Annotated in this window: 16 protein-coding genes and 1 tRNA gene; 3 read left to right on the top strand and 14 right to left on the bottom strand. The window is 67.5% G+C overall.

Annotated elements, in window-relative coordinates:
* The first annotated feature begins 26 nt into the window (after positions 1 to 26).
* Positions 27 to 1,226, top strand: coding sequence for a M48 family metalloprotease (locus tag OG381_RS27805; RefSeq protein WP_327718802.1), 1,200 nt, complete (start codon positions 27 to 29; stop codon positions 1,224 to 1,226).
* Positions 1,227 to 1,260: 34 nt separating this feature from the next.
* On the opposite strand, the gene OG381_RS27800 is transcribed toward OG381_RS27805, so the two are convergent.
* The 12 genes from OG381_RS27800 to OG381_RS27745 form a co-directional block, all read right to left on the bottom strand.
* Positions 1,261 to 1,806 (bottom strand): DUF1707 and DUF4190 domain-containing protein, encoded by a 546-nt coding sequence (locus OG381_RS27800; protein WP_443061940.1) that lies wholly within the window; start codon positions 1,804 to 1,806, stop codon positions 1,261 to 1,263.
* Positions 1,807 to 1,938: 132 nt separating this feature from the next.
* The gene (locus OG381_RS27795) at positions 1,939 to 5,838 is read right to left on the bottom strand and encodes a DNA-directed RNA polymerase subunit beta' (protein ID WP_327718800.1); all 3,900 of its coding nucleotides are present in this window, start codon (positions 5,836 to 5,838) and stop codon (positions 1,939 to 1,941) included.
* A 94-nt stretch (positions 5,839 to 5,932) separates the two neighbouring features.
* Positions 5,933 to 9,418: a DNA-directed RNA polymerase subunit beta gene (gene rpoB / locus OG381_RS27790; RefSeq protein ID WP_327718799.1), complete on the bottom strand. Its 3,486-nt coding sequence runs from the start codon at positions 9,416 to 9,418 to the stop codon at positions 5,933 to 5,935.
* Positions 9,419 to 10,042: 624 nt separating this feature from the next.
* Positions 10,043 to 10,426 (bottom strand): 50S ribosomal protein L7/L12, encoded by a 384-nt coding sequence (rplL, locus tag OG381_RS27785; protein ID WP_266888979.1) that lies wholly within the window; start codon positions 10,424 to 10,426, stop codon positions 10,043 to 10,045.
* A gap of 110 nt (positions 10,427 to 10,536) precedes the next feature.
* The gene (rplJ, locus tag OG381_RS27780; RefSeq protein WP_266888980.1) at positions 10,537 to 11,067 is read right to left on the bottom strand and encodes a 50S ribosomal protein L10; all 531 of its coding nucleotides are present in this window, start codon (positions 11,065 to 11,067) and stop codon (positions 10,537 to 10,539) included.
* A 286-nt stretch (positions 11,068 to 11,353) separates the two neighbouring features.
* Positions 11,354 to 12,289 (bottom strand): hypothetical protein, encoded by a 936-nt coding sequence (locus tag OG381_RS27775; RefSeq protein WP_443062048.1) that lies wholly within the window; start codon positions 12,287 to 12,289, stop codon positions 11,354 to 11,356.
* Between the two features lie 99 nt (positions 12,290 to 12,388).
* Positions 12,389 to 13,303: a hypothetical protein gene (locus OG381_RS27770; protein ID WP_327718796.1), complete on the bottom strand. Its 915-nt coding sequence runs from the start codon at positions 13,301 to 13,303 to the stop codon at positions 12,389 to 12,391.
* Between the two features lie 143 nt (positions 13,304 to 13,446).
* Positions 13,447 to 14,172, bottom strand: a complete 726-nt coding sequence (gene rplA / locus OG381_RS27765) for a 50S ribosomal protein L1 (protein ID WP_046262541.1) — start codon at positions 14,170 to 14,172, stop codon at positions 13,447 to 13,449.
* A gap of 83 nt (positions 14,173 to 14,255) precedes the next feature.
* Positions 14,256 to 14,690, bottom strand: a complete 435-nt coding sequence (gene rplK, locus OG381_RS27760) for a 50S ribosomal protein L11 (RefSeq protein ID WP_020132675.1) — start codon at positions 14,688 to 14,690, stop codon at positions 14,256 to 14,258.
* A 169-nt stretch (positions 14,691 to 14,859) separates the two neighbouring features.
* A complete protein-coding gene (gene nusG / locus OG381_RS27755; RefSeq protein ID WP_327718795.1) occupies positions 14,860 to 15,729 on the bottom strand; it encodes a transcription termination/antitermination protein NusG in 870 nt (289 codons plus the stop codon).
* Positions 15,730 to 15,810: 81 nt separating this feature from the next.
* The gene (gene secE / locus OG381_RS27750; protein WP_046262539.1) at positions 15,811 to 16,095 is read right to left on the bottom strand and encodes a preprotein translocase subunit SecE; all 285 of its coding nucleotides are present in this window, start codon (positions 16,093 to 16,095) and stop codon (positions 15,811 to 15,813) included.
* Positions 16,096 to 16,201: 106 nt separating this feature from the next.
* Positions 16,202 to 16,274 (bottom strand) — tRNA-Trp (locus OG381_RS27745).
* A 272-nt stretch (positions 16,275 to 16,546) separates the two neighbouring features.
* Here OG381_RS27745 and OG381_RS27740 point away from each other — a divergent pair.
* Together OG381_RS27740 and OG381_RS27735 are read left to right on the top strand one after the other, a co-directional pair.
* On the top strand, positions 16,547 to 17,773 hold the full coding sequence (locus OG381_RS27740; RefSeq protein WP_327718794.1) for a pyridoxal phosphate-dependent aminotransferase: 1,227 nt from the start codon (positions 16,547 to 16,549) through the stop codon (positions 17,771 to 17,773).
* A 118-nt stretch (positions 17,774 to 17,891) separates the two neighbouring features.
* Positions 17,892 to 18,932 (top strand): adenosine deaminase, encoded by a 1,041-nt coding sequence (locus tag OG381_RS27735; RefSeq protein WP_327718793.1) that lies wholly within the window; start codon positions 17,892 to 17,894, stop codon positions 18,930 to 18,932.
* Here the strand turns inward: OG381_RS27735 and OG381_RS27730 are convergent.
* Positions 18,877 to 19,584, bottom strand: coding sequence for a hypothetical protein (locus OG381_RS27730; RefSeq protein ID WP_327718792.1), 708 nt, complete (start codon positions 19,582 to 19,584; stop codon positions 18,877 to 18,879). The genes OG381_RS27735 and OG381_RS27730 overlap by 56 nt on opposite strands.
* A 105-nt stretch (positions 19,585 to 19,689) precedes the next feature.
* Positions 19,690 to 20,835, bottom strand: coding sequence for a UDP-N-acetylmuramate dehydrogenase (locus OG381_RS27725; protein WP_327718791.1), 1,146 nt, complete (start codon positions 20,833 to 20,835; stop codon positions 19,690 to 19,692).
* Positions 20,836 to 20,875: the final 40 nt, after the last annotated feature.

Raw genomic sequence — 20,875 nt, 5'->3', positions numbered from 1 at the left:
GCCACCGCTCCCGTGAAGGACCCGACATGACCCAGCCACCCCAATATCCGGAACAGCAGCCCCAGTACCCCCAGCCGCAGTCGGCGCCCCTGTACCCCCAGCCATCACCGTCGTATCCCGGACAACAGGTCCCACCGCAGTACCCCCACCAGACCCCTCCCCAAGCCCCGCCGCAGTACGCCCAGCCCTACGCCCCCATACCCCCGCAGTACACCCAGGCCGCGACACCGCCCCCCACCCCACCCGCACCCGCACCCGCCGACCAGGCCCACCCTCACCACATCAGCACGGACCCGCGCCGGATCCATCTCTCCAGCCAGCAGCGCCGCACCGATGCCACGGCCGTCGGCAATCTCCTTCTCCACCTGCCGAACTTCCTGTGCAGCCTCTTCGTCGTCGGTCTGGTCGCCGCGTTCTTCGGAGACTTCGCCCTCGTGGTGGTCCTGCTCTGGATCGCGAGCGGCGCACTCGTCTTCCACCGCCCCACCGAGAGCGCCCTCGCGCGCCATCTGCTCCGTCTGCGCTACCCCACGCCGCAAGAACGAGCCAAACTCGAACCGGTCTGGCGCGAGGTGACGGCCCGCGCCGGCGTCGAGGGCCGTACCTACGAACTGTGGGTCGAGGACAGCGACAGCCTGAACGCGGTCGCCGCCGCCGGCCACATCGTCGGCGTCACCCGCTTCGCCATGAACCAGCTCCCCAACGGCGAACTCGCCGCCGTCATGGCCCATGAGCTGGGCCACCATGTCGGCGGCCACGCGTGGTCGGGTCTCCTCGGCTACTGGTACGCACTGCCGGGCCGGGTCGCCTGGCGTGTGCTCAAAGTGGTCTCCGCGGTCGCCTTCCACGTCTCGAAGGCCTTCGGCTGCTTCGGCGTGGCCTTCGTCGTCCTGCTCGTCGGCGGTCTGGCCTTCGCGACGATCAGTACCCTGTACGGGCTCCCGCTGCTGATCCTCGGTGTGCCGTACGCCCTGGCCGCCGTCGGCCGCCGTTCCGAACTCCGCGCGGACGAGCACGCGGCCGCCCTCGGCTTCGCCCCGATGCTGGCCGCCGTCCTCGACAAACTGCACCGGCAGGAGCAGTCCGAGCAGGCCGAGGTCACCGCCCGCAACGGCGGTGTCCCCGTCGAGGAGAGCGCCCTGAGCCGGCTCCTGTCCTCGCACCCGGACCACCACACCCGGCTGCACCATCTGCAGCGGTACCTCCAGCCGCAGCAGCCGTACTGAGCCCGGACGCGCGCGGAACGCCTCCGCGCACCGCTCACCCGCTCCCGATGACCACCGCGAGCATCAGCGTCAGGATCACGGTCCAGGCCGCGACCGACATCCACCCCAGGACCAGCCCGACCAGCGCCAGCCCGTCGCCGCCCTCCCCCGTCCGCTGGATCTCCGAGCGCGCCGCCTGTCCGAGCACGACCGCCGGAACCCCGGTGAACCCGAAGGTCGGCAGACACAGCACGCCGCACACGGCGGCCCCCACGGCCTTCCCGTTGGTCCGGGGCCGGGGCAGGGCCACGAACGTCCGCGGCACGGCCATGGGCTGCGTCAGGGGCCCCTGCGGCAGATCCCCGACGAGCATGGCCAGCTCCCCGACGGTCCGGGCCGCGTACGCCCGGGCGACCCGCTTGTCGAACTCCGCCTTCTCCAGCCGCCCCTCGCCGTACCCCGCTCTGAGCACGTCCACGGCCCGCTCCCGGTCGGCGTGGGAGGCGAGCATGGGCGACGGAACGGAATAGGGCTGCCAGGGCTGTGGGACGCCGCCCTGCCCGGGCTGCCACGAAGGATTCGACACCGAGTACCTCCCCATCCCCCCGAGCTCACTCCATGATGCGCCGAACCGGCATTCCGGGACAGACGGCGTCACCATTGTGGGCATGCCGAAGGGCGGCCACCCCGTACGCAACGGGGTGACCGCCCTTCAGTGCTTCAGAACCGATGCCTACTGGTTGTACGGACCGTAGTCGTAGTCCTCCAGCGGAACGGCCTGGCCGGAGCCGGTGCCGAACGGCGAGTAGTCGATGTCGTCGTAACCGACGGCCGAGTACATCGCGGCCTTGGCCTCCTCGGTCGGCTCCACCCGGATGTTGCGGTAGCGGGACAGACCCGTACCGGCCGGGATGAGCTTACCGATGATGACGTTCTCCTTGAGGCCGATGAGGCTGTCGGACTTGGCGTTGATCGCCGCGTCCGTCAGCACTCGGGTCGTCTCCTGGAAGGAGGCGGCCGACAGCCAGGATTCCGTCGCCAGCGAGGCCTTGGTGATACCCATCAGCTGCGGACGACCGGAGGCCGGGTGACCGCCCTCCTGGACCACACGACGGTTCTCGGTCTCGAACTTCGAGCGCTCGACCAGCTCGCCGGGCAGCAGCTCGGCGTCGCCGGACTCGATGATCGTCACACGGCGCAGCATCTGCCGGATGATGATCTCGATGTGCTTGTCGTGGATCGACACACCCTGCGAGTTGTAGACCTTCTGGACCTCGCCGACCAGGTGGACCTGGACGGCACGCTGACCCAGAATGCGCAGCACGTCGTGCGGGTTGGTGGCACCCACGGTGAGCTTCTGGCCCACCTCGACGTGCTCGCCCTCGCTGACCAGAAGACGGGCACGCTTCGAGATCGGGAACGCCGTCTCGTCGCTGCCGTCGTCCGGGGTGACGACGATCTTCTTGGTCTTCTCGGTCTCCTCGATCCGCACGCGGCCCTGGGCCTCGGAGATCGGGGCGACACCCTTCGGCGTACGAGCCTCGAAGAGCTCGACGACACGGGGCAGACCCTGGGTGATGTCGTCACCGGCCACACCACCGGTGTGGAAGGTACGCATCGTCAGCTGGGTACCGGGCTCACCGATGGACTGGGCGGCGATGATGCCGACCGCCTCACCGATGTCGACCAGCTTGCCGGTGGCCAGCGAGCGGCCGTAGCACATCGCGCAGGTGCCGACCTGGGACTCGCACGTCAGGATCGAGCGGGTCTTGACCTCCTCGACACCGTGGTGCACGAGCTGGTCGATCAGCACGTCGCCGAGGTCCACGTTGGCCGGCGCGATCACCTTGCCGTCGATGACGACGTCCTCGGCGAGCATGCGGGCGTAGACGCTGGTCTCGACGTCGTCCGCCTTGATCAGCACGCCGGCGGCGTTCTTCGAGGCGATCCGCAGCTTCAGACCGCGCTCGGTGCCACAGTCCTCCTCGCGGATGATGACGTCCTGCGAGACGTCCACCAGACGACGGGTCAGGTAACCCGAGTCGGCGGTACGCAGGGCGGTGTCCGCCAGACCCTTACGGGCACCGTGCGTGGAGATGAAGTACTCCAGCACGGACAGGCCCTCACGGAAGGACGCCTTGATGGGACGGGGAATCGTCTCGTTCTTGGCGTTCGACACCAGACCACGCATACCGGCGATCTGCCGCATCTGCATCATGTTTCCTCGGGCACCCGAGTCAACCATCATGAAGATGGGGTTCGTCTTGGGGAAGTTCGCGTTCATCGCCTCGGCGACCTCGTTGGTCGCCTTGGTCCAGATCGCGATGAGCTCCTGCGTGCGCTCTTCCTTGGTGATCAGACCGCGCTCGTACTGCTTCTGGACCTTCTCGTCCTGCGCCTCGTAACCCTTGACGATCTCCTTCTTCGCCTCGGGAACGACGACGTCGGAGATGGCCACGGTGACACCGGAACGGGTCGCCCAGTAGAAGCCGGCCGCCTTCAGGTTGTCGAGCGTCGCCGCCACGATGACCTTGGGGTAGCGCTCGGCCAGGTCGTTGACGATCTCGGAGAGCTGCTTCTTGCCCACCGAGTAGTCGACGAACGGGTAGTCCTCGGGCAGCAGCTCGTTGAAGAGCGCGCGGCCCAGCGTGGTGTTCAGACGGAACGAGTCACCGTTCTGCCACTCCGGCTCACCCTCCTCGCGCACCGGCGGGGTCCAGCCGCGCGGCGGGATGGTGCCCACCGGGAAGCGGATGTCGACCTGCGACTGGAGCGCGAGCTCGCCGGCGTCGAACGCCATGATCGCCTCGGCCGTGGAGCCGAAGGACCGGCCCTCGCCCTTGGTGTCACGCAGCTCGCCGTCGGTGGTGAGGAAGAACAGACCGAGGACCATGTCCTGGGTCGGCATCGTCACCGGACGGCCGTCGGCGGGCTTGAGGATGTTGTTCGAGGACAGCATCAGGATGCGGGCCTCGGCCTGCGCCTCCGCGGAGAGCGGCAGGTGGACGGCCATCTGGTCACCGTCGAAGTCCGCGTTGAACGCGGTGCAGACGAGCGGGTGGATCTGGATGGCCTTGCCTTCGACCAGCTGCGGCTCGAAGGCCTGGATGCCGAGGCGGTGCAGGGTGGGAGCACGGTTCAGCAGAACCGGGTGCTCGGCGATGACCTCTTCGAGGACGTCGTACACGACCGTGCGGCCGCGCTCCACCATGCGCTTGGCGCTCTTGATGTTCTGCGCGTGGTTCAGGTCGACCAGGCGCTTCATCACGAACGGCTTGAAGAGCTCCAGCGCCATCGCCTTCGGCAGACCGCACTGGTGCAGCTTCAGCTGCGGACCGACGACGATCACGGAACGCGCGGAGTAGTCCACACGCTTGCCGAGCAGGTTCTGACGGAATCGACCCTGCTTGCCCTTCAGCATGTCGCTGAGGGACTTCAGCGGGCGGTTACCGGGACCGGTGACCGGACGGCCACGACGACCGTTGTCGAACAGCGCGTCAACGGCCTCCTGAAGCATGCGCTTCTCGTTGTTGACGATGATCTCGGGGGCGCCGAGGTCGAGAAGCCGCTTCAGACGGTTGTTCCGGTTGATCACACGGCGGTACAGGTCGTTCAGGTCGGAGGTCGCGAAGCGGCCACCGTCCAGCTGCACCATCGGGCGAAGGTCCGGCGGGATGACCGGGACGCAGTCGAGGACCATGCCCTTGGGGCTGTTGGAGGTCTGCAGGAAGGCAGACACGACCTTCAGCCGCTTCAGCGCACGGGTCTTCTTCTGGCCCTTGCCGGTACGGATGATCTCGCGGAGGCGCTCGGCCTCCTCGTCGAGGTCGAAGGTCTCCAGGCGCTTCTGCAGCGCCGCGGCACCCATCGAACCGTCGAAGTACGTGCCGAAGCGGTCGCGCAGCTCGCGGTAGAGCAGCTCGTCGCCCTCGAGGTCCTGGACCTTGAGGTTCTTGAACCGGGTCCACACCTCGTCGAGACGGTCGATCTCGCGCTGCGAACGGTCGCGCAGCTGCTTCATCTCGCGCTCGGCACCCTCGCGCACCTTGCGGCGCACATCGGCCTTGGCACCCTCGGCCTCGAGCTCGGCCAGGTCGGTCTCGAGCTTCTTGGCGCGGGCCTCGAGGTCGGCGTCGCGACGGTTCTCGACCTGCTGGCGCTCCACGGAGACGTGCGCCTCCAGGGAGGGCAGGTCGCGGGTGCGGCGCTCCTCGTCGACGTACGTGATCATGTACGCCGCGAAGTAGATGACCTTCTCGAGGTCCTTCGGGGCCAGGTCGAGCAGGTAGCCCAGACGCGACGGGACACCCTTGAAGTACCAGATGTGCGTGACGGGCGCGGCGAGCTCGATGTGGCCCATCCGCTCACGACGCACCTTGGCGCGAGTCACCTCGACGCCGCAGCGCTCACAGATGATGCCCTTGAACCGGACACGCTTGTACTTGCCGCAGTAGCACTCCCAGTCCCGGGTCGGACCGAAGATCTTCTCGCAGAAGAGTCCGTCCTTTTCGGGCTTGAGCGTGCGGTAGTTGATCGTCTCGGGCTTCTTGACCTCGCCGTGGCTCCACTGACGGATGTCGTCAGCGGTGGCCAGACCGATCCGGAGCTCGTCGAAGAAGTTGACGTCGAGCACTATGCGTCAATCCCTCTCAGGGTTGTAAGTCATGGGGTCTGATACGGGGGTCCTGGGGCCGGAGGCCTTCATGGTGAAGGCCTCCGAACTCCCGTCAGACCTCTTCGACGCTGCTCGGCTCGCGCCGGGACAGGTCGATGCCAAGCTCCTCCGCAGCGCGGAAGACATCCTCGTCGGTGTCGCGCATCTCGATGGACATGCCGTCCGAGGACAGCACCTCCACGTTGAGGCACAGGGACTGCATCTCCTTGATGAGCACCTTGAAGGACTCGGGGATGCCGGGCTCGGGGATGTTCTCGCCCTTGACGATGGCCTCGTAGACCTTCACGCGGCCGGTGACGTCGTCGGACTTGATGGTCAGCAGCTCCTGGAGGGCGTACGCGGCGCCATAAGCCTCCAGCGCCCACACCTCCATCTCACCGAAGCGCTGGCCACCGAACTGGGCCTTACCACCCAGCGGCTGCTGGGTGATCATCGAGTACGGACCGGTCGACCGGGCGTGCAGCTTGTCGTCGACCAGGTGGTGGAGCTTGAGGATGTACATGTACCCGATGGAGATCGGGTCCGGGAACGGCTCGCCGGAGCGGCCGTCGAACATCCTCGCCTTACCGGTCGGCTGCACCATGCGCTCGCCGTCGCGGTTCGGGATGGTGTGGTTCAGCAGACCCGCGAGCTCGTCCTCACGCGCACCGTCGAAGACGGGGGTGGCGACGTTCGTGCCCGGGTCGACCCGGTCGGCGCCGATGACCTGCAGGCGCTTCGCCCAGTCCTCACCGAGCCCGGAGACGTCCCAGCCGCGGCTGGCGAGCCAGCCGAGGTGGATCTCCAGAACCTGTCCCGGGTTCATTCGGGACGGCACACCCAGCGGGTTGAGGATGATGTCGACCGGAGTTCCGTCCTCGAGGAACGGCATGTCCTCGATGGGAAGGATCTTGGAGATAACACCCTTGTTGCCGTGACGGCCGGCGAGCTTGTCACCGTCGGTGATCTTGCGCTTCTGCGCCACGTACACGCGCACCAGCTGGTTCACACCGGGGGGAAGCTCGTCGCCCTCCTCGCGGTCGAAGACGCGGACGCCGATGACCTTGCCGATCTCGCCGTGCGGGACCTTCAGCGAGGTGTCACGGACCTCACGGGCCTTCTCACCGAAGATCGCACGGAGCAGGCGCTCCTCCGGCGTCAGCTCGGTCTCACCCTTGGGCGTGACCTTGCCGACGAGGATGTCGCCGGCGACGACCTCGGCACCGATACGGATGATGCCGCGCTCGTCGAGGTCGGCGAGGACCTCCTCGGAGACGTTCGGGATGTCCCGGGTGATCTCCTCGGGGCCGAGCTTGGTGTCACGGGCGTCGACCTCGTGCTCCTCGATGTGGATCGAGGAGAGGACGTCGTCCTGCACGAGGCGCTGCGACAGGATGATCGCGTCCTCGTAGTTGTGACCCTCCCACGGCATGAACGCCACGAGCAGGTTCTTGCCCAGGGCCATCTCGCCGTTCTCGGTGGCCGGACCATCGGCGAGCACCTGGCCCGTGATGATGCGGTCGCCCTCGTTGACGATGACCTTCTGGTTGACCGAGGTGCCCTGGTTGGAGCGGGCGAACTTGGCCAGGCGGTACGTGATGTACGTGCCGTCGTCGTTGGCGGTGGTGATGTAGTCCGCGGAGACCTCCTGGACCACACCGTCCTTCTCGGCCTTGACCACGTCGCCGGCGTCGACCGCGGAGCGGTACTCCATGCCGGTGCCGACGAGCGGGGCCTCGCTCTTGATGAGCGGAACGGCCTGACGCATCATGTTCGCGCCCATGAGGGCACGGTTGGCGTCGTCGTGCTCGAGGAACGGGATCATGGCGGTCGCGACCGACACCATCTGGCGCGGCGAGACGTCCATGTAGTCCACGTCGTCACCGGGGACGTAGTCGACCTCGCCGCCACGACGGCGGACCAGGACGCGGTTCTCGGTGAAACGCATGTTGTCGTCGAGCAAGGCGTTGGCCTGCGCGATGACGAACCGGTCCTCTTCGTCGGCCGTGAGGTAGTCGACCTCGTCGGTGACGACGTCGCCGTCGACCCTGCGGTACGGCGTCTCCACGAAACCGAACGCGTTGACGCGGCCGTAGGAGGCGAGCGAACCGATCAGACCGATGTTCGGGCCTTCGGGCGTCTCGATCGGGCACATACGGCCGTAGTGGGACGGGTGCACGTCACGGACCTCGAAGCCGGCCCGCTCACGGGAGAGACCACCCGGGCCAAGAGCCGACAGACGGCGCTTGTGGGTGAGACCCGACAGCGGGTTGTTCTGGTCCATGAACTGCGACAGCTGGCTGGTGCCGAAGAACTCCTTGATGGAGGCGACGACCGGCCGGATGTTGATCAGGGTCTGCGGCGTGATCGCCTCGACGTCCTGGGTCGTCATGCGCTCACGCACGACGCGCTCCATACGAGCCAGACCCGTACGGACCTGGTTCTGGATGAGCTCGCCGACGCTGCGCAGACGGCGGTTGCCGAAGTGGTCGATGTCGTCGGTCTCGACGACGATGCTCGTACCCCGGTCGCCGACCGTCTCGGTCTCGCCCGCGTGCAGCTTCACCAGGTACTTGATCGTCGAGATGATGTCCTCGACGGTCAGGATGCCGGCGTCCAGCGGAGCGTCCGCGCCCAGCTTCTTGTTGACCTTGTAACGGCCGACCTTGGCGAGGTCGTAGCGCTTCGGGTTGAAGTAGAGGTTCTCCAGAAGCGTCTGCGCGGCCTCGCGCGTGGGCGGCTCGCCCGGACGCAGCTTGCGGTAGATGTCGAGCAGCGCGTCGTCCTGGCCCTGGGTGTGGTCCTTCTCCAGGGTGGCGCGCATGGACTCGTACTCGCCGAACTCCTCGAGGATCTGCTCGGTGGTCCAACCGAGAGCCTTGAGGAGGACGGTCACGGACTGCTTGCGCTTGCGGTCGATGCGCACACCGACCATGTCGCGCTTGTCGATCTCCATCTCCAGCCAGGCACCCCGGGACGGGATGATCTTGGCCGAGAAGATGTCCTTGTCGGACGTCTTGTCGATGGAGGAGTCGAAGTAGACACCCGGCGAACGGACCAGCTGCGACACCACGACACGCTCGGTGCCGTTGATGACGAAGGTGCCCTTGTGGGTCATGAGCGGGAAATCGCCCATGAAGACCGTCTGGGACTTGATCTCGCCGGTCTCGTTGTTCGTGAACTCTGCCGTCACGAAGAGCGGGGCCGCGTACGTGAAGTCGCGGTCCTTGCACTCGTCGATGCTGTTCTTCGGCGGCTCGAAGCGGTGGTCGCGGAATGTCAGCGACATCGACCCGGAGAAGTCCTCGATCGGAGAGATCTCCTCGAAGATCTCCTCCAGACCGGACTTGGTGGGGACGTCCTGACCTGACTCCAGAGCCTCCTCGACCCGACTCTGCCAGGCGGTGTTCCCGAGCAGCCAGTCAAAGCTCTCGGTCTGCAGCGCGAGCAGGTTGGGAACCTCGAGAGGCTCCTTGATCTTTGCAAAAGAGATGCGCAGCGGGGCAGTGCTGGCGCCATTGTTCGTATTCGCGTTCGAGGCAGTGCGCGAGGCGGCCAAGAGGGGGTCCTTCCGAGGGCTCGGACTCACTACGCGCGTACCGGTCCCACTCCTGCACCCGAAGAGACAGGGACCCCTTGATCCGGCTTTTCGGCCAGGTCAGAGAAGTTCTGATCATCGATGCTGAGGCGAGGGCAGACCCCTGGTGACGGGCAGGGGGCAGCTAACAGGCAGCGCAAAGGGTCAGTGTAGCCACATGGCGCACTGATGTCCAGCCCCGATTTTCTGTGACCCTCGTTGTCCTCAACGCCTTCGGCACGCTCGCCCTCAACGCACGTTGATACTGCCCTCTTCGTCGCCGATCCATGCCTCGGATTCGGACCGTTCTGGCGACGCGTCCTGAGAATTGCGCGCCGCGTGCGGTTCGTCAAGGCCTGTCTTGCCCAAACCGGGTGCTGCGCTCGTCACTTGCGGTCTGCCTCTGGCCTGCCACCAGGGGCGCTCAAGGGGCACGACGAAGATCACCATACTCCCCACGACCACGGTCGCAAGGCAGCCGCCACGACGCCCCCGGGAACGCCGAAGAGCGACCACCCGGATGGATGATCGCTCTTCGGTGCGTCAGCGTTACAGCCCTCTTACGAGGCCCGTAGCTCGCGCGAGTCCGTGCGGACCCGTGAGGTGTTACTTGACCTCGACGGACGCGCCGGCGCCCTTGAGCGCCTCGGCGGCCTTCTCAGCGGCCTCCTTGGCGACCTTCTCGACGACGGGCTTCGGGGCGCCGTCCACGAGGTCCTTGGCCTCCTTCAGACCCAGGGAGGTCAGCTCACGCACGACCTTGATGACCTGGATCTTCTTGTCACCGGCGCCGGTGAGGATGACGTCGAACTCGTCCTGCTCCTCAGCGACCTCGGCGGCAGCGGCCGGGCCGGCGGGGGCGGCGGCAACCGCGGCGGCGGCGGTGACGTCGAACTTCTCCTCGAACGCCTTCACGAACTCGGAGAGCTCGATGAGGGTGAGGGACTCGAACTGCTCGAGCAGCTCTTCCTGGGACAGCTTCGTCGCCATGTGGGCGATCCTTCCACTAATTCGGCTGGTGCCGGATGTACATGTGAGGCGGGCGTACGTTCGGCCCGCTGCGACCGTCGCCTCAGGCGGCGGTCAATGCGCGAGCCGAATTACTCGGCACCGCCCTGCTCGGCCTTCTTGGCACGAAGCGCCTCCGCGGTGCGGACGAACTTCGAGGGGAGCGCCTGGAAGAGCGAGGCAGCCTGGGACTGCTTGCCCTTGAACGCACCAGCCAGCTTGCTGAGCAGAACCTCGCGGGACTCGAGGTCCGCGAGCTTCTTGATCTCGTCGGCGGACAGCGCCTTACCGTCAAGGACACCGCCCTTGATGACGAGGTTCGGGTTGTCCTTGGCGAAGTCACGAAGACCCTTCGCCGACGTCACCGGGTCACCGGAGATGAAGGCAACCGCCGTCGGACCGTTGAACAGGTCGTCGAGCGTGGAGATCCCGGCCTCGTTGGCCGCGATCTTGGTCAGCGTGTTCTTCACCACGGCGTACTGGGCGTCGTCACCGAGCGAACGGCGCAGCGTCTTGAGCTGCGCCACGGTGAGACCCCGGTACTCGGTCAGCACAGCGGCGTTCGAGCTGCGGAACTGGTCCGCGAGCTCGGCTACCGCGGCAGCCTTGTCGGGCCTTGCCATAAGCGTGGCCTCCTTCCGGGTGATGAGGACCGCTCAGAAGGGGCTACAGAAAACGAAACGCCCCGGCGCAGGCGCACGGGGCGTAGCTCGACCGGTACTCGCACGCTGTCGAGCAGCGAACTCCGGGAGCACATCCACAGTCACCTGCGCGGGTCGTCCGCGATTTTCAGCGGATCCTTCGGCCACCGAACCCTCTTGCGAGAGCACGGCAACGACCAGCGGTCTTTGGCTTCTTCAGGAGAGTACGTGACCCGGTCACCGTCAAGCAAATCGGGACCTACGGTGCTCAGCTCCCGCTGAGATCGCCGCTCGCTCCGAGCTCCTTGAGCATCTCCATCAGGTCGAAGGTCTGGGCGGCCGGCGGCACCTGGACCTCGGCCTTCGCACCGTAGTCGGAGAGCTTCATGCTCATCTCGACGGTGCCCTCCGGGCTGCTGATGCCGACGTCCATGCGGACCGGGAGGTCGTCCTCGTTGACCCAGACCTCGGTGTCGTAGCCCTTGATGCCGGCCTTCTTCATGCCGGCCAGGAGCTCCTTGCGCTCCTTGGGCTCCAGGACGTCCAGCGACTTGTTGGTCGCCATCATCTCCTCGACGGTGAGGGTGCCCTTGTAGTGCTCGGTGTCGGCCCCGTCGATCTTCTCGCTGCCCACGTGCTTGAGGTAGGGGGAGTCCAGGAGCATCGCCAGCTGCTGGGCGGGGTCCTGGTTCATGTCCTCCAGGCCGCCGGTCAGCCCCTTGGTGAGCTCGTCGTCCCCGGACTTCGCGGCCTCCTCGGCCATGGCCCCGAGGTCGAGCTTCATCCAGCGCTTGCCGTCCATCTCCTTGGCGGCGGCCGCGCCGGCGTCGACGTACACGACGTCGTTCTGCCAGATGATGCGGGCGTTCCTGGGCATGTCCGCGTCCGCGGCGAGAGCGGAGCCCTTCATCGTCATGTCCATGAGGGTCGGGTCCCAGCCCATGATCCCGCTCATGGTCATCTCGCCGCCGTCCGCGCCCGGCACCGACATGGTCATGTTGACCCGGGCGGACTTGGCCTCGGCCGTCTTCTTGTACGCCGCGGTGATGACCTGCGTGACGGAACGTTTCTTGCCCGTCTTCGCGCCCGTACCCGTGGCGTCGTTCTTCTCTCCCCCGCCGCTGCAGGCCACGGCTCCCGCCAGCAGCATGGCCGCCGCGACGGCCCCCGCACCACTACGGCGTACCGGGCCGCGTATGGACATGCTCATGAGTCCCCCCTGGACCGAGTGATGTCTGTTGAAAGTTCGACCAGGACCATAGCCCCCGTGGGACTCCCCCGTCCCCCTGGTTTCCGGCCCCTGTCAGGACGTGGTGCCGGCGACGGTGCCGCCCTGCTTCTCCAGCAGCTCCTTGAAGTCCTGGGTGTCGCCGGCCGCGGGCTCCTCGGCGGAGATCTTCACGCCGTAGTCGCTGTAGTAGGCGGTCTGGGTCAGGTCTCCGGTGGCCATCTTGCCCTTCTCGACCTTCTTGACCAGCAGATCCTGGTCGTCGACCCAGATGTCGACCTGCTGTGTGGTCACGCCCGCCTGTTCGAGCTGCTTCTTGAGGTCGGCGAGCTGGCTCGCGCTGAGGCTGGAGTTCTTGCCGGCGAGATCGGCGACGTCGACGGTGCCCGAGTAGTGCGTGGTCTCCTGGCCGCGGACCTTCTCCGCGCCGACCTTCTTCACGTCCCCGGAGGCCAGCAGCAGCTTCACCGACTGGTTGGGCGTGGTGTTCTGCATCTGGTCGCGGAGGTAGGCGCCGGAGCCGCCGCCGAGGTCCGCGAGGTCGTCGTAGTCGTAGCGGATCCAGTGCTTGCCGCCGGCCTGCTCGGCGAACTGGTCGCCCATCTTCGCGTAGTAGGCGTCGGGCAGATAGCGGGCCTCCATCGACGTGCTGCCCAGCTGGCGCATGGTGTCGGCCATGGTGCCGCCGGTGTACTCGATGGTCATGGTGCCGGTGATGCCGTCGCCCCAGCCGAGGGCCCCGTCGGCGGTCATGGACATCATCGTGCCCACCGTGGTCGTGGACTCGACCTTGGCGGAGTCGGCGGCCTCGGTGGACTTCTCGGCGGAGCGCAGGGCCGCCACGGGGCTGAGGTCGCTCGTGTCCTTGCCGGACGCCTTGTCGTCGCCGGAGCCTCCCGAGTCACCCGAGGACGTACAGGCAGCCAGGCCGGTCAGCGCGGTCGCTGTCGCGATCGCCAGAGCCGTCCGGCGCATGGTCGTGCTCTTCATTCGTCCCACCCCAATGCGGTTGCTGTGTCCGCACGTTAGCGCGGAGCACTGACACACGTACCGGGAAATGAGACGGGCCCCGCACCTCGAAAGGTTGCGGGGCCCGCCTCAAGAACGCGTATCGCGACGCGACTGCCGTCGGATCAGACGGCGGCCGGGTCCTCCTCGACGAGGAGGTTGCGGGTGCGGTTCGGGTCGACCGGGATGCCGGGACCGATGGTGGTGGAGACGGCGGCCTTCTTGATGTAACGGCCCTTGGCGGCGGACGGCTTCAGACGGAGGATCTCCTCCAGCGCGGCGCCGTAGTTCTCCACCAGCTTCTCGTCGTCGAACGACGTCTTGCCGATGATGAAGTGCAGGTTCGAGTGCTTGTCGACGCGGAACTCGATCTTGCCGCCCTTGATCTCGGTGACGGCTTTGGTCACGTCCGGGGTCACGGTGCCGGTCTTCGGGTTCGGCATCAGACCACGCGGACCGAGCACGCGGCCGAGGCGGCCGACCTTGCCCATGAGGTCCGGGGTGGCGACGACGGCGTCGAAGTCCAGGCGGCCCTTCGAAACCTCGTCGATGAGCTCGTCGGCGCCGACGATGTCGGCGCCCGCGGCACGCGCGGCCTCGGCACGGTCGCCGGTCGCGAAGACCAGGACCCGGGCGGTCTTACCGGTGCCGTGCGGAAGGTTCACGGTGCCACGGACCATCTGGTCGGCCTTACGCGGGTCGACACCCAGACGGAAGGCGACCTCGACGGTGCCGTCGAACTTGGTCGTGGAGGTCTCCTTGGCGAGACGGACGGCCTCGAGCGGGGCGTAGAGCTTTTCCCGGTCGATCTTGGCGTCCGCAGCGCGGAGGGACTTGCTGCGCTTGCTCACTACTGCTCCAGTGTCTTGAGGAGTCGTGGTACGGGCCGAGCAGGCCCTGCCACGGTGCTACGAAGGTGCTACGAGGCTGGGGTTCAGCCCTCGACCGTGATGCCCATGGAGCGGGCGGTGCCGGCGATGATCTTCGACGCGGCGTCCAGGTCGTTGGCGTTCAGGTCGGGAAGCTTGGTCGTGGCGATCTCGCGGACCTGCGCCTCGGTGATCTTGGCGACCTTGGTCTTGTGCGGCTCGCCAGAGCCCTTCTCGACACCCGCGGCCTTGAGGATCATCTTCGCGGCCGGCGGCGTCTTGGTGATGAAGGTGAAGGAGCGGTCCTCGTAGACCGTGATCTCCACCGGGATCACCCAGCCACGCTGCGACTCGGTCGCGGCGTTGTAGGCCTTGCAGAACTCCATGATGTTGACGCCGTGCTGGCCGAGCGCGGGGCCGACCGGCGGCGCGGGGTTGGCCGCACCGGCGTTGATCTGGAGCTTGATGAGCCCCGTGACCTTCTTCTTCTTGGGAGGCATTGCTCTCTCCGGGTCCTAGTGAGAGTTTTCAGCCGTCCGGTCCGGATGATCCGGATGGAGGCATACCGCACAACGATAACGGGTATCTGTGCGCGGCCAAAAACCGAGCAGGTCAGACCGGCTGCGAAAGCCTGTCTGACCTGCTCGGAGGCTTGTGCTCCAGACGAAGCTAGTTCTTCTGGATCTGGTCGAAGGAGAGCTCGACCGGCGTCTCGCGGCCGAAGATCTCGACGAGGCCCTTGACCTTCTTCGAGTCGGCGTTGATCTCGTTGATCGTGGCCTGCAGCGTGGCGAACGGGCCGTCGGTGACGGTGACCGAGTCGCCGACCTCGAAGTCCAGCACCTGGACCTCGACCTTGCGCTGCGGAGCGGGCTTGCCCTCGGCCTCGGCGGCCTCGCGGGCGGCCTTCTCCTCGGCCTCCGGGGCGAGCATCTTGACGATCTCGTCCAGGGTCAGCGGGTACGGGTCGTAGGCGTTGCCCACGAAGCCGGTGACGCCGGGGGTGTTGCGGACGACGCCCCAGGACTCGTTCGTCAGGTCCATGCGCACCAGCACGTAGCCGGGGAGCTTGTTCTGACGGATCGTCTTGCGGTCGCCGTTCTTGATCTGGACGACCTCTTCCTGGGGCACCTCGGCGGCGAAGATGTAGTCCTCGACGTTCAGCGAGACGGCGCGCTGTTCCAGGTTGGTCTTCACGCGGTTCTCGTAACCGGCGTAGGTGTGGATGACGTACCACTCGCCGGGGAGGGTGCGCAGTTCCTCGCGCAGGGCGACGACGGGGTCCACCGGCTCGGCCGGCTCCTCCTCGGCGTCCTCTTCCTCGTCCTCGACGGCTTCGATGTCGCCGCCGGACTCGGCCTCGGCGTCTTCGTCGGACTCGTCCTCGACGTGGAGAGCGGCTTCCTCGGCGGGCTCGCCCGCCTCGGTGTCGGCAGCCTCGACCTCGTCCAGGTCCTCGTCCGCGCCCTCGATGATGTCGAGCTCGTCTTCCACGGACTCGTCCGGCTCGATGGCGTCGTTCAGGTTCTGGTCAGACACGGTGGCTGCTTCTTCCTGGATACATAGGGGTGGAACATGCGAAAGGGGCGCCGGTAACCGCGGCGCCCTTCGCAACGTTGCTCAGCCGAAAACGTACTTGGCGGCGTGGTCGAGTCCATAGTCAATCACGGTGACCAGGCCGATCATGACGATCACGAAGACGATCACCACGGTCGTGTAGGTGGTCAGCTGGCTCCGCGAAGGCCAGACGACCTTGCGAAGCTCCGCGACGATCTGCCGGTAGAAGAGGGCAAGACGCTTCAGCGGGCCCTTCTTGGCACGCTTACCGCCCTTGCGGGTCTTCTTCGACTCTGACGCCTCATCCTGGGCATCAGGCGTGTCGATGGAGCCCACGGCATCCGCCATTCGTCCTCACCTGTTCCCGGGTCGTGGCCGTGCCGCGCCCGGTCTGAGCCGCACGGCGGTGCATTACCTGTACGTACATGCGTACACATCCTGGCGGTGTGTGTAGCAGGGCCGGAGGGACTTGAACCCCCAACCGCCGGTTTTGGAGACCGGTGCTCTACCAATTGAGCTACGACCCTTTGTGGTTCTCCCAAACGTACCGCATCCGCCCGGGTGCTCGGTGTGCACCGGATGAGTACGGCCGTTGTGAGGCCAACGAGGTGAGAGTGTACGTGTTCCGGAGTCCCCCGTCGAACAGAAAGCGCCCGTACGGGCTTTGCCGACGGAAGATCGTCAGCACGGCTGCCGAAGATCACCCAGGCCATCGCGCGAATCCGGACGGTTGTTCAGTGCGTGTTCAGTCTGTGAAACCCGTGTGCCGCTGGCGTTTCCGGTCTGGAACGATGGGCCCATGAGCGCTGCAACCCCTCCCACCGCGCGCCGGGTCTCCGCCCGAGTCGGCGCGATCTCCGAGTCCGCCACCCTCGCCGTGGACGCCAAGGCCAAGGCCCTCAAGGCCGCCGGGCGTCCGGTGATCGGCTTCGGCGCCGGTGAGCCCGACTTCCCGACCCCGGACTACATCGTCCAGGCCGCCATCGAGGCCTGCTCGAACCCGAAGTACCACCGCTACACACCGGCCGGCGGCCTGCCCGAGCTGAAGGCCGCGATCGCCGCGAAGACGCTGCGCGACTCCGGCTACGAGGTCGACGCCTCCCAGGTCCTGGTGACCAACGGCGGCAAGCAGGCCATCTACGAAGCCTTCGCCGCGATCCTCGACCCGGGCGACGAGGTCATCGTCCCGGCCCCGTACTGGACGACGTATCCGGAGTCGATCCGCCTCGCGGGCGGTGTCCCGGTCGAGGTCGTCGCGGACGAGACGACCGGCTACCGGGTCTCCGTGGAACAGCTGGAGGCGGCCCGTACGGAGAACACGAAGGTCCTGCTCTTCGTCTCCCCCTCCAACCCGACCGGCGCCGTCTACACCCGCGCGCAGATCGAGGAGATCGGCCGCTGGGCCGCCGACAAGGGTCTGTGGGTCCTGACCGACGAGATCTACGAGCACCTCGTCTACGGCGACGCGGAGTTCCACTCCCTGCCGGTGGTCGTGCCGGAGCTGGCCGACCGGACGATCGTGGTCAACGGCGTCGCGAAGACGTACGCGATGACCGGCTGGCGCGTGGGCTGGGTCATCGGCCCGAAGGACGTGGTCAAGGCCGCGACGAACCTCCAGTCGCACGCCACGTCGAACGTCTCCAACGTCGCCCAGGTGGCTGCCCTGGCCGCGGTCTCCGGCGACCTGTCGGCCGTCGAGCAGATGAAGGAGGCCTTCGACCGCCGTCGCAAGACGATCGTGCGGATGCTCAACGAGATCGACGGTGTGCTCTGCCCGGAGCCCGAGGGCGCCTTCTACGCCTACCCGTCGGTCAAGGGTCTGCTCGGCAAGGAGATCCGCGGCAAGCGCCCGCAGGACACGGTCGAACTGGCCGCGCTGATCCTCGAGGAGTCCGAGGTCGCGGTCGTCCCGGGTGAGGCCTTCGGTACGCCGGGCTATCTGCGGCTGTCGTACGCCCTGGGCGACGAGGATCTCGTCGAGGGTGTCTCGCGGATCCAGAAGCTGCTGGCGGAGGCGCAGGACTGAGCCCGCCGTGAAAACCAAAGCCACCCCCTCACGTGAGGGGGTGGCTTTTTTGTGCGAGCAAGACCACTAAAGGGGAAAGCGGTACCGGGACACCCGTGACGTACGGCAGGATCCTCGAATGGAGCGTGTACGTGATGTCTCTGAGCTGCCGAAAGCCCATCTGCACCTGCACTTCACCGGGTCGATGCGCCCGGCGACGGTTCTGGAACTGGCCGACAAGTACGGAGTACGGCTGCCCGAGACGCTGACCGAAGCACTGACCAGCGGCGAACCGCCGCAACTGCGGGCGACGGACGAGCGGGGCTGGTTCCGTTTCCAGCGGCTGTACGACGCGGCCCGCTCGTGTCTGCGCGAGCCCGACGACATCCGGCGGCTGGTGCGGGAGGCCGCGGAGGAGGATGTGCGCGACGGCTCGAGGTGGCTGGAGATCCAGGTCGACCCGACGTCGTACGCGCCACGGCTCGGCGGGCTGATCCCTGCGCTGGAGATCATCCTGGACGCGGTGGAGACGACCTCGCGCGAGACCGGGCTCGGGATGCGGGTGCTGGTCGCCGCGAACCGGATGAAGCATCCGCTGGACGCCCGCACGCTGGCCCGGCTGGCGGTGCGCTACGCGGACAAGGGCGTGGTCGGCTTCGGCCTCTCGAACGACGAACGCCGGGGCATGGCACGGGACTTCGACCGGGCCTTCAACATCGCGCGCGAGGGCGGGCTGCTGTCGGCGCCGCACGGTGGCGAGCTGGCCGGACCGTCGTCGGTACGGGACTGTCTCGACGACCTGGAGGCGAACCGGATCGGGCACGGGGTGCGCGCGGCGGACGACCCGCGGCTGCTGAAGCGGCTCGCCGACCGGGGCGTGACGTGCGAGGTCTGCCCCGCCTCCAACGTGGCGCTGGGCGTCTACGAGAAGCCCGAGGACGTGCCGCTGCGGACGATGTTCGAGGCGGGCGTCCCGATGGCGCTCGGCGCCGACGACCCGCTGCTCTTCGGATCGCGGCTGGCCGCCCAGTACGAGATCGCGCGGCAGCACCACGGCTTCACGGACCAGGAGTTGGCGGAGCTGGCCCGGCAGTCCATCCGGGCCTCCGCGGCGCCCGAGGGCGTCAAGGCGAGCATGCTGGCCGGGGTGGACGAGTGGCTCGCTCGCCCGGCTGCTTGAAGTGCGCGTAGGGCGGATACGGCTTGTAGCAGATGTCCACCTCCAGGGGATGCCCGCCGGTGTTCGGCGGCTCGGCCAGGGTGAGGGCCGTCATGAACGCCATGTGCCCCTCGGCGACATGCTTCTGACGCGGCCCCCAGCCGGCCGCGTAGGCGAACTCGGTGGCCGTCTGGGCGAAGACGTCTCTGCTGCCGAAGAGGAAGAACGTCCGGGCGTGAGTGGCGTGCCGCAGCTCGTCCCGGGCGTCCGCGCGTGAGTGGCGGGCACGCCAGGACTCCGCGTCCCGCGCGGTGCGGGCCTCGTCCGTGCCTACGGTCAGCGGGGTGGCGTGGGTGAGCTTCCGGCGCAGCTCGGGCCACTGGCCGGCACGCAGGCCGAGACTGTGGTGGACCAGGACGAGGTCGACTCGCTCGCCCCAGCCCTCGTCGGGCGGGACTCCGTCGCGCAGCGGGACGTGAACGATGGTGTGGCGGGAGTAGGCGGCGAAGGAGAACAGTCCGGCCAGCCGGTTGAGCCCGTCGTGGTCGCCGAGCAGCAGGCCGATGGGGTCGGGGGCGGTGAGAGAGGTGTGGCGCAGGGGGTGGCGGGGCTGGACGACTCGGTACTCGTGCGGCCCGGTCCGGGGCCGGAACTGGCGCAGCCTCAGCTGCATACGGGGTGCCTCATGGGGCCAGGGTCGGGGGTGAGCGGGGCGCTTCGCAACGGAGATTCCCGGCGGGCGGGTCGGGTCTGGTCTGGTCTGGTCTGGTCTGGTCGACTACAGGCTGACGCCGACCGTCACCGGCTCGTTGACCAGCGTGATGCCGAACGTCTCGTGGACACCGGCGACGACCTCGCGGGCCAGGGCGAGGAGGTCCTCCGTGGTGGCCTCGCCGCGGTTGGTGAGGGCGAGGGTGTGCTTCGTGGAGATGCGGGCGGGGCCGGTGCCGTAGCCCTTGGTGAAGCCCGCCTTGTCGATGAGCCAGGCCGCGGAGGTCTTGGTGTGGCCCTCCCCCGCCGGGTAGGCGGGCGGTTCGGCGGTGTCGCCGAGGTGGGCCTTCACGCGCGCGTGGAACGCGGTGAACTGTTCGTCGGTGAGGATCGGGTTGGTGAAGAAGGAGCCCGCCGACCAGGTGTCGTGGTCCTCCGGGTCCAGCACCATGCCCTTGCCCGCACGCAGCTTCAGTACGGTCTCGCGGGCGGCGGCGAGGGGGACGCGGTCGCCGGGTTCCACGCCGAGGGCGCGGGCGGTCTCGGCGTACTTGATCGGCGCCGAGAGGCCGTCGGCGTCCTCGAGCTCGAAGGCGACGCGCAGGACGACGTAGCGCTCGGGGTCGGCCTTGAAGCGGCTGTGACGGTAGGAGAACCCGCAGTCGGCGTTGCTGACGGTGACCGCCTCGCGGGTCCGGCGGTCGTAGGCGACCACCTCGGTGATCGTGGCGGAGACCTCCTGGCCGTACGCACCGACGTTCTGGATCGGGGTCGCGCCCGCGGAGCCGGGGATGCCGGCGAGACACTCGATGCCGGCGAGTCCCGCCTCCACGGTGCGGGCGACGGCGTCGGTCCAGACCTCGCCCGCGGCGAGCTCGAGACGGGTGCCGGTGAGCTCGAAGCCCTTGGTCGCGATGACCAGGGCGGTGCCGTCGAAGCCCTGGTCGCCGATGACGAGGTTCGATCCGCCGCCGATGAGCAGGAGCGGGGTCCCGCTGTCGTCGGCCTCGCGCACGGCCGCGATCACCTCGGCGTCGGTGGTCGCCGTGATCAGCCGAGCGGCGGGACCGCCCAGGCGGAAGGTGGTCAGCGGGGCGAGGGGGGCGTGGTGTCGTTCCTGCACGGGCTCAAGAGTACGAGACGCGTCTGACGGCGAGTGGGTGGATGCCTGCGGCGGCCTGTGGCGGCTTCGGTGGGGGCGTGCGTCGCGCATGCCGGTCCGGTTGGGGGTCGGTGCCGCACCGGGGGGTGTC

It is taken from the genome of Streptomyces sp. NBC_00490 (assembly GCF_036013645.1).
GTDB lineage: Bacteria > Actinomycetota > Actinomycetes > Streptomycetales > Streptomycetaceae > Streptomyces > Streptomyces canus_F.
The sequence above is the reverse complement of the archived record's forward strand: the minus strand, read 5'-3'. Positions and strand labels throughout refer to the sequence as shown.

Bases quoted from the DNA above. Each gene is read 5' to 3' on its own strand.
- OG381_RS27735 (WP_327718793.1), top strand. From the start codon at position 17,892: ATGGAGCGTGTACGTGATGTCTCTGAGCTGCCGAAAGCCCATCTGCAC.
- OG381_RS27775 (WP_443062048.1), bottom strand. From the start codon at position 12,289: ATGTCCATACGCGGCCCGGTACGCCGTAGTGGTGCGGGGGCCGTCGCG.
- OG381_RS27800 (WP_443061940.1), bottom strand. From the start codon at position 1,806: ATGGGGAGGTACTCGGTGTCGAATCCTTCGTGGCAGCCCGGGCAGGGC.
- secE (WP_046262539.1), bottom strand. From the start codon at position 16,095: ATGGCGGATGCCGTGGGCTCCATCGACACGCCTGATGCCCAGGATGAG.
- rplL (WP_266888979.1), bottom strand. From the start codon at position 10,426: ATGGCGACGAAGCTGTCCCAGGAAGAGCTGCTCGAGCAGTTCGAGTCC.
- OG381_RS27740 (WP_327718794.1), top strand. From the start codon at position 16,547: ATGAGCGCTGCAACCCCTCCCACCGCGCGCCGGGTCTCCGCCCGAGTC.
- OG381_RS27805 (WP_327718802.1), top strand. From the start codon at position 27: ATGACCCAGCCACCCCAATATCCGGAACAGCAGCCCCAGTACCCCCAG.
- rplK (WP_020132675.1), bottom strand. From the start codon at position 14,690: ATGCCTCCCAAGAAGAAGAAGGTCACGGGGCTCATCAAGCTCCAGATC.
- OG381_RS27770 (WP_327718796.1), bottom strand. From the start codon at position 13,303: ATGAAGAGCACGACCATGCGCCGGACGGCTCTGGCGATCGCGACAGCG.
- OG381_RS27730 (WP_327718792.1), bottom strand. From the start codon at position 19,584: ATGCAGCTGAGGCTGCGCCAGTTCCGGCCCCGGACCGGGCCGCACGAG.
- rplJ (WP_266888980.1), bottom strand. From the start codon at position 11,067: ATGGCAAGGCCCGACAAGGCTGCCGCGGTAGCCGAGCTCGCGGACCAG.
- OG381_RS27725 (WP_327718791.1), bottom strand. From the start codon at position 20,835: ATGCGCGACGCACGCCCCCACCGAAGCCGCCACAGGCCGCCGCAGGCA.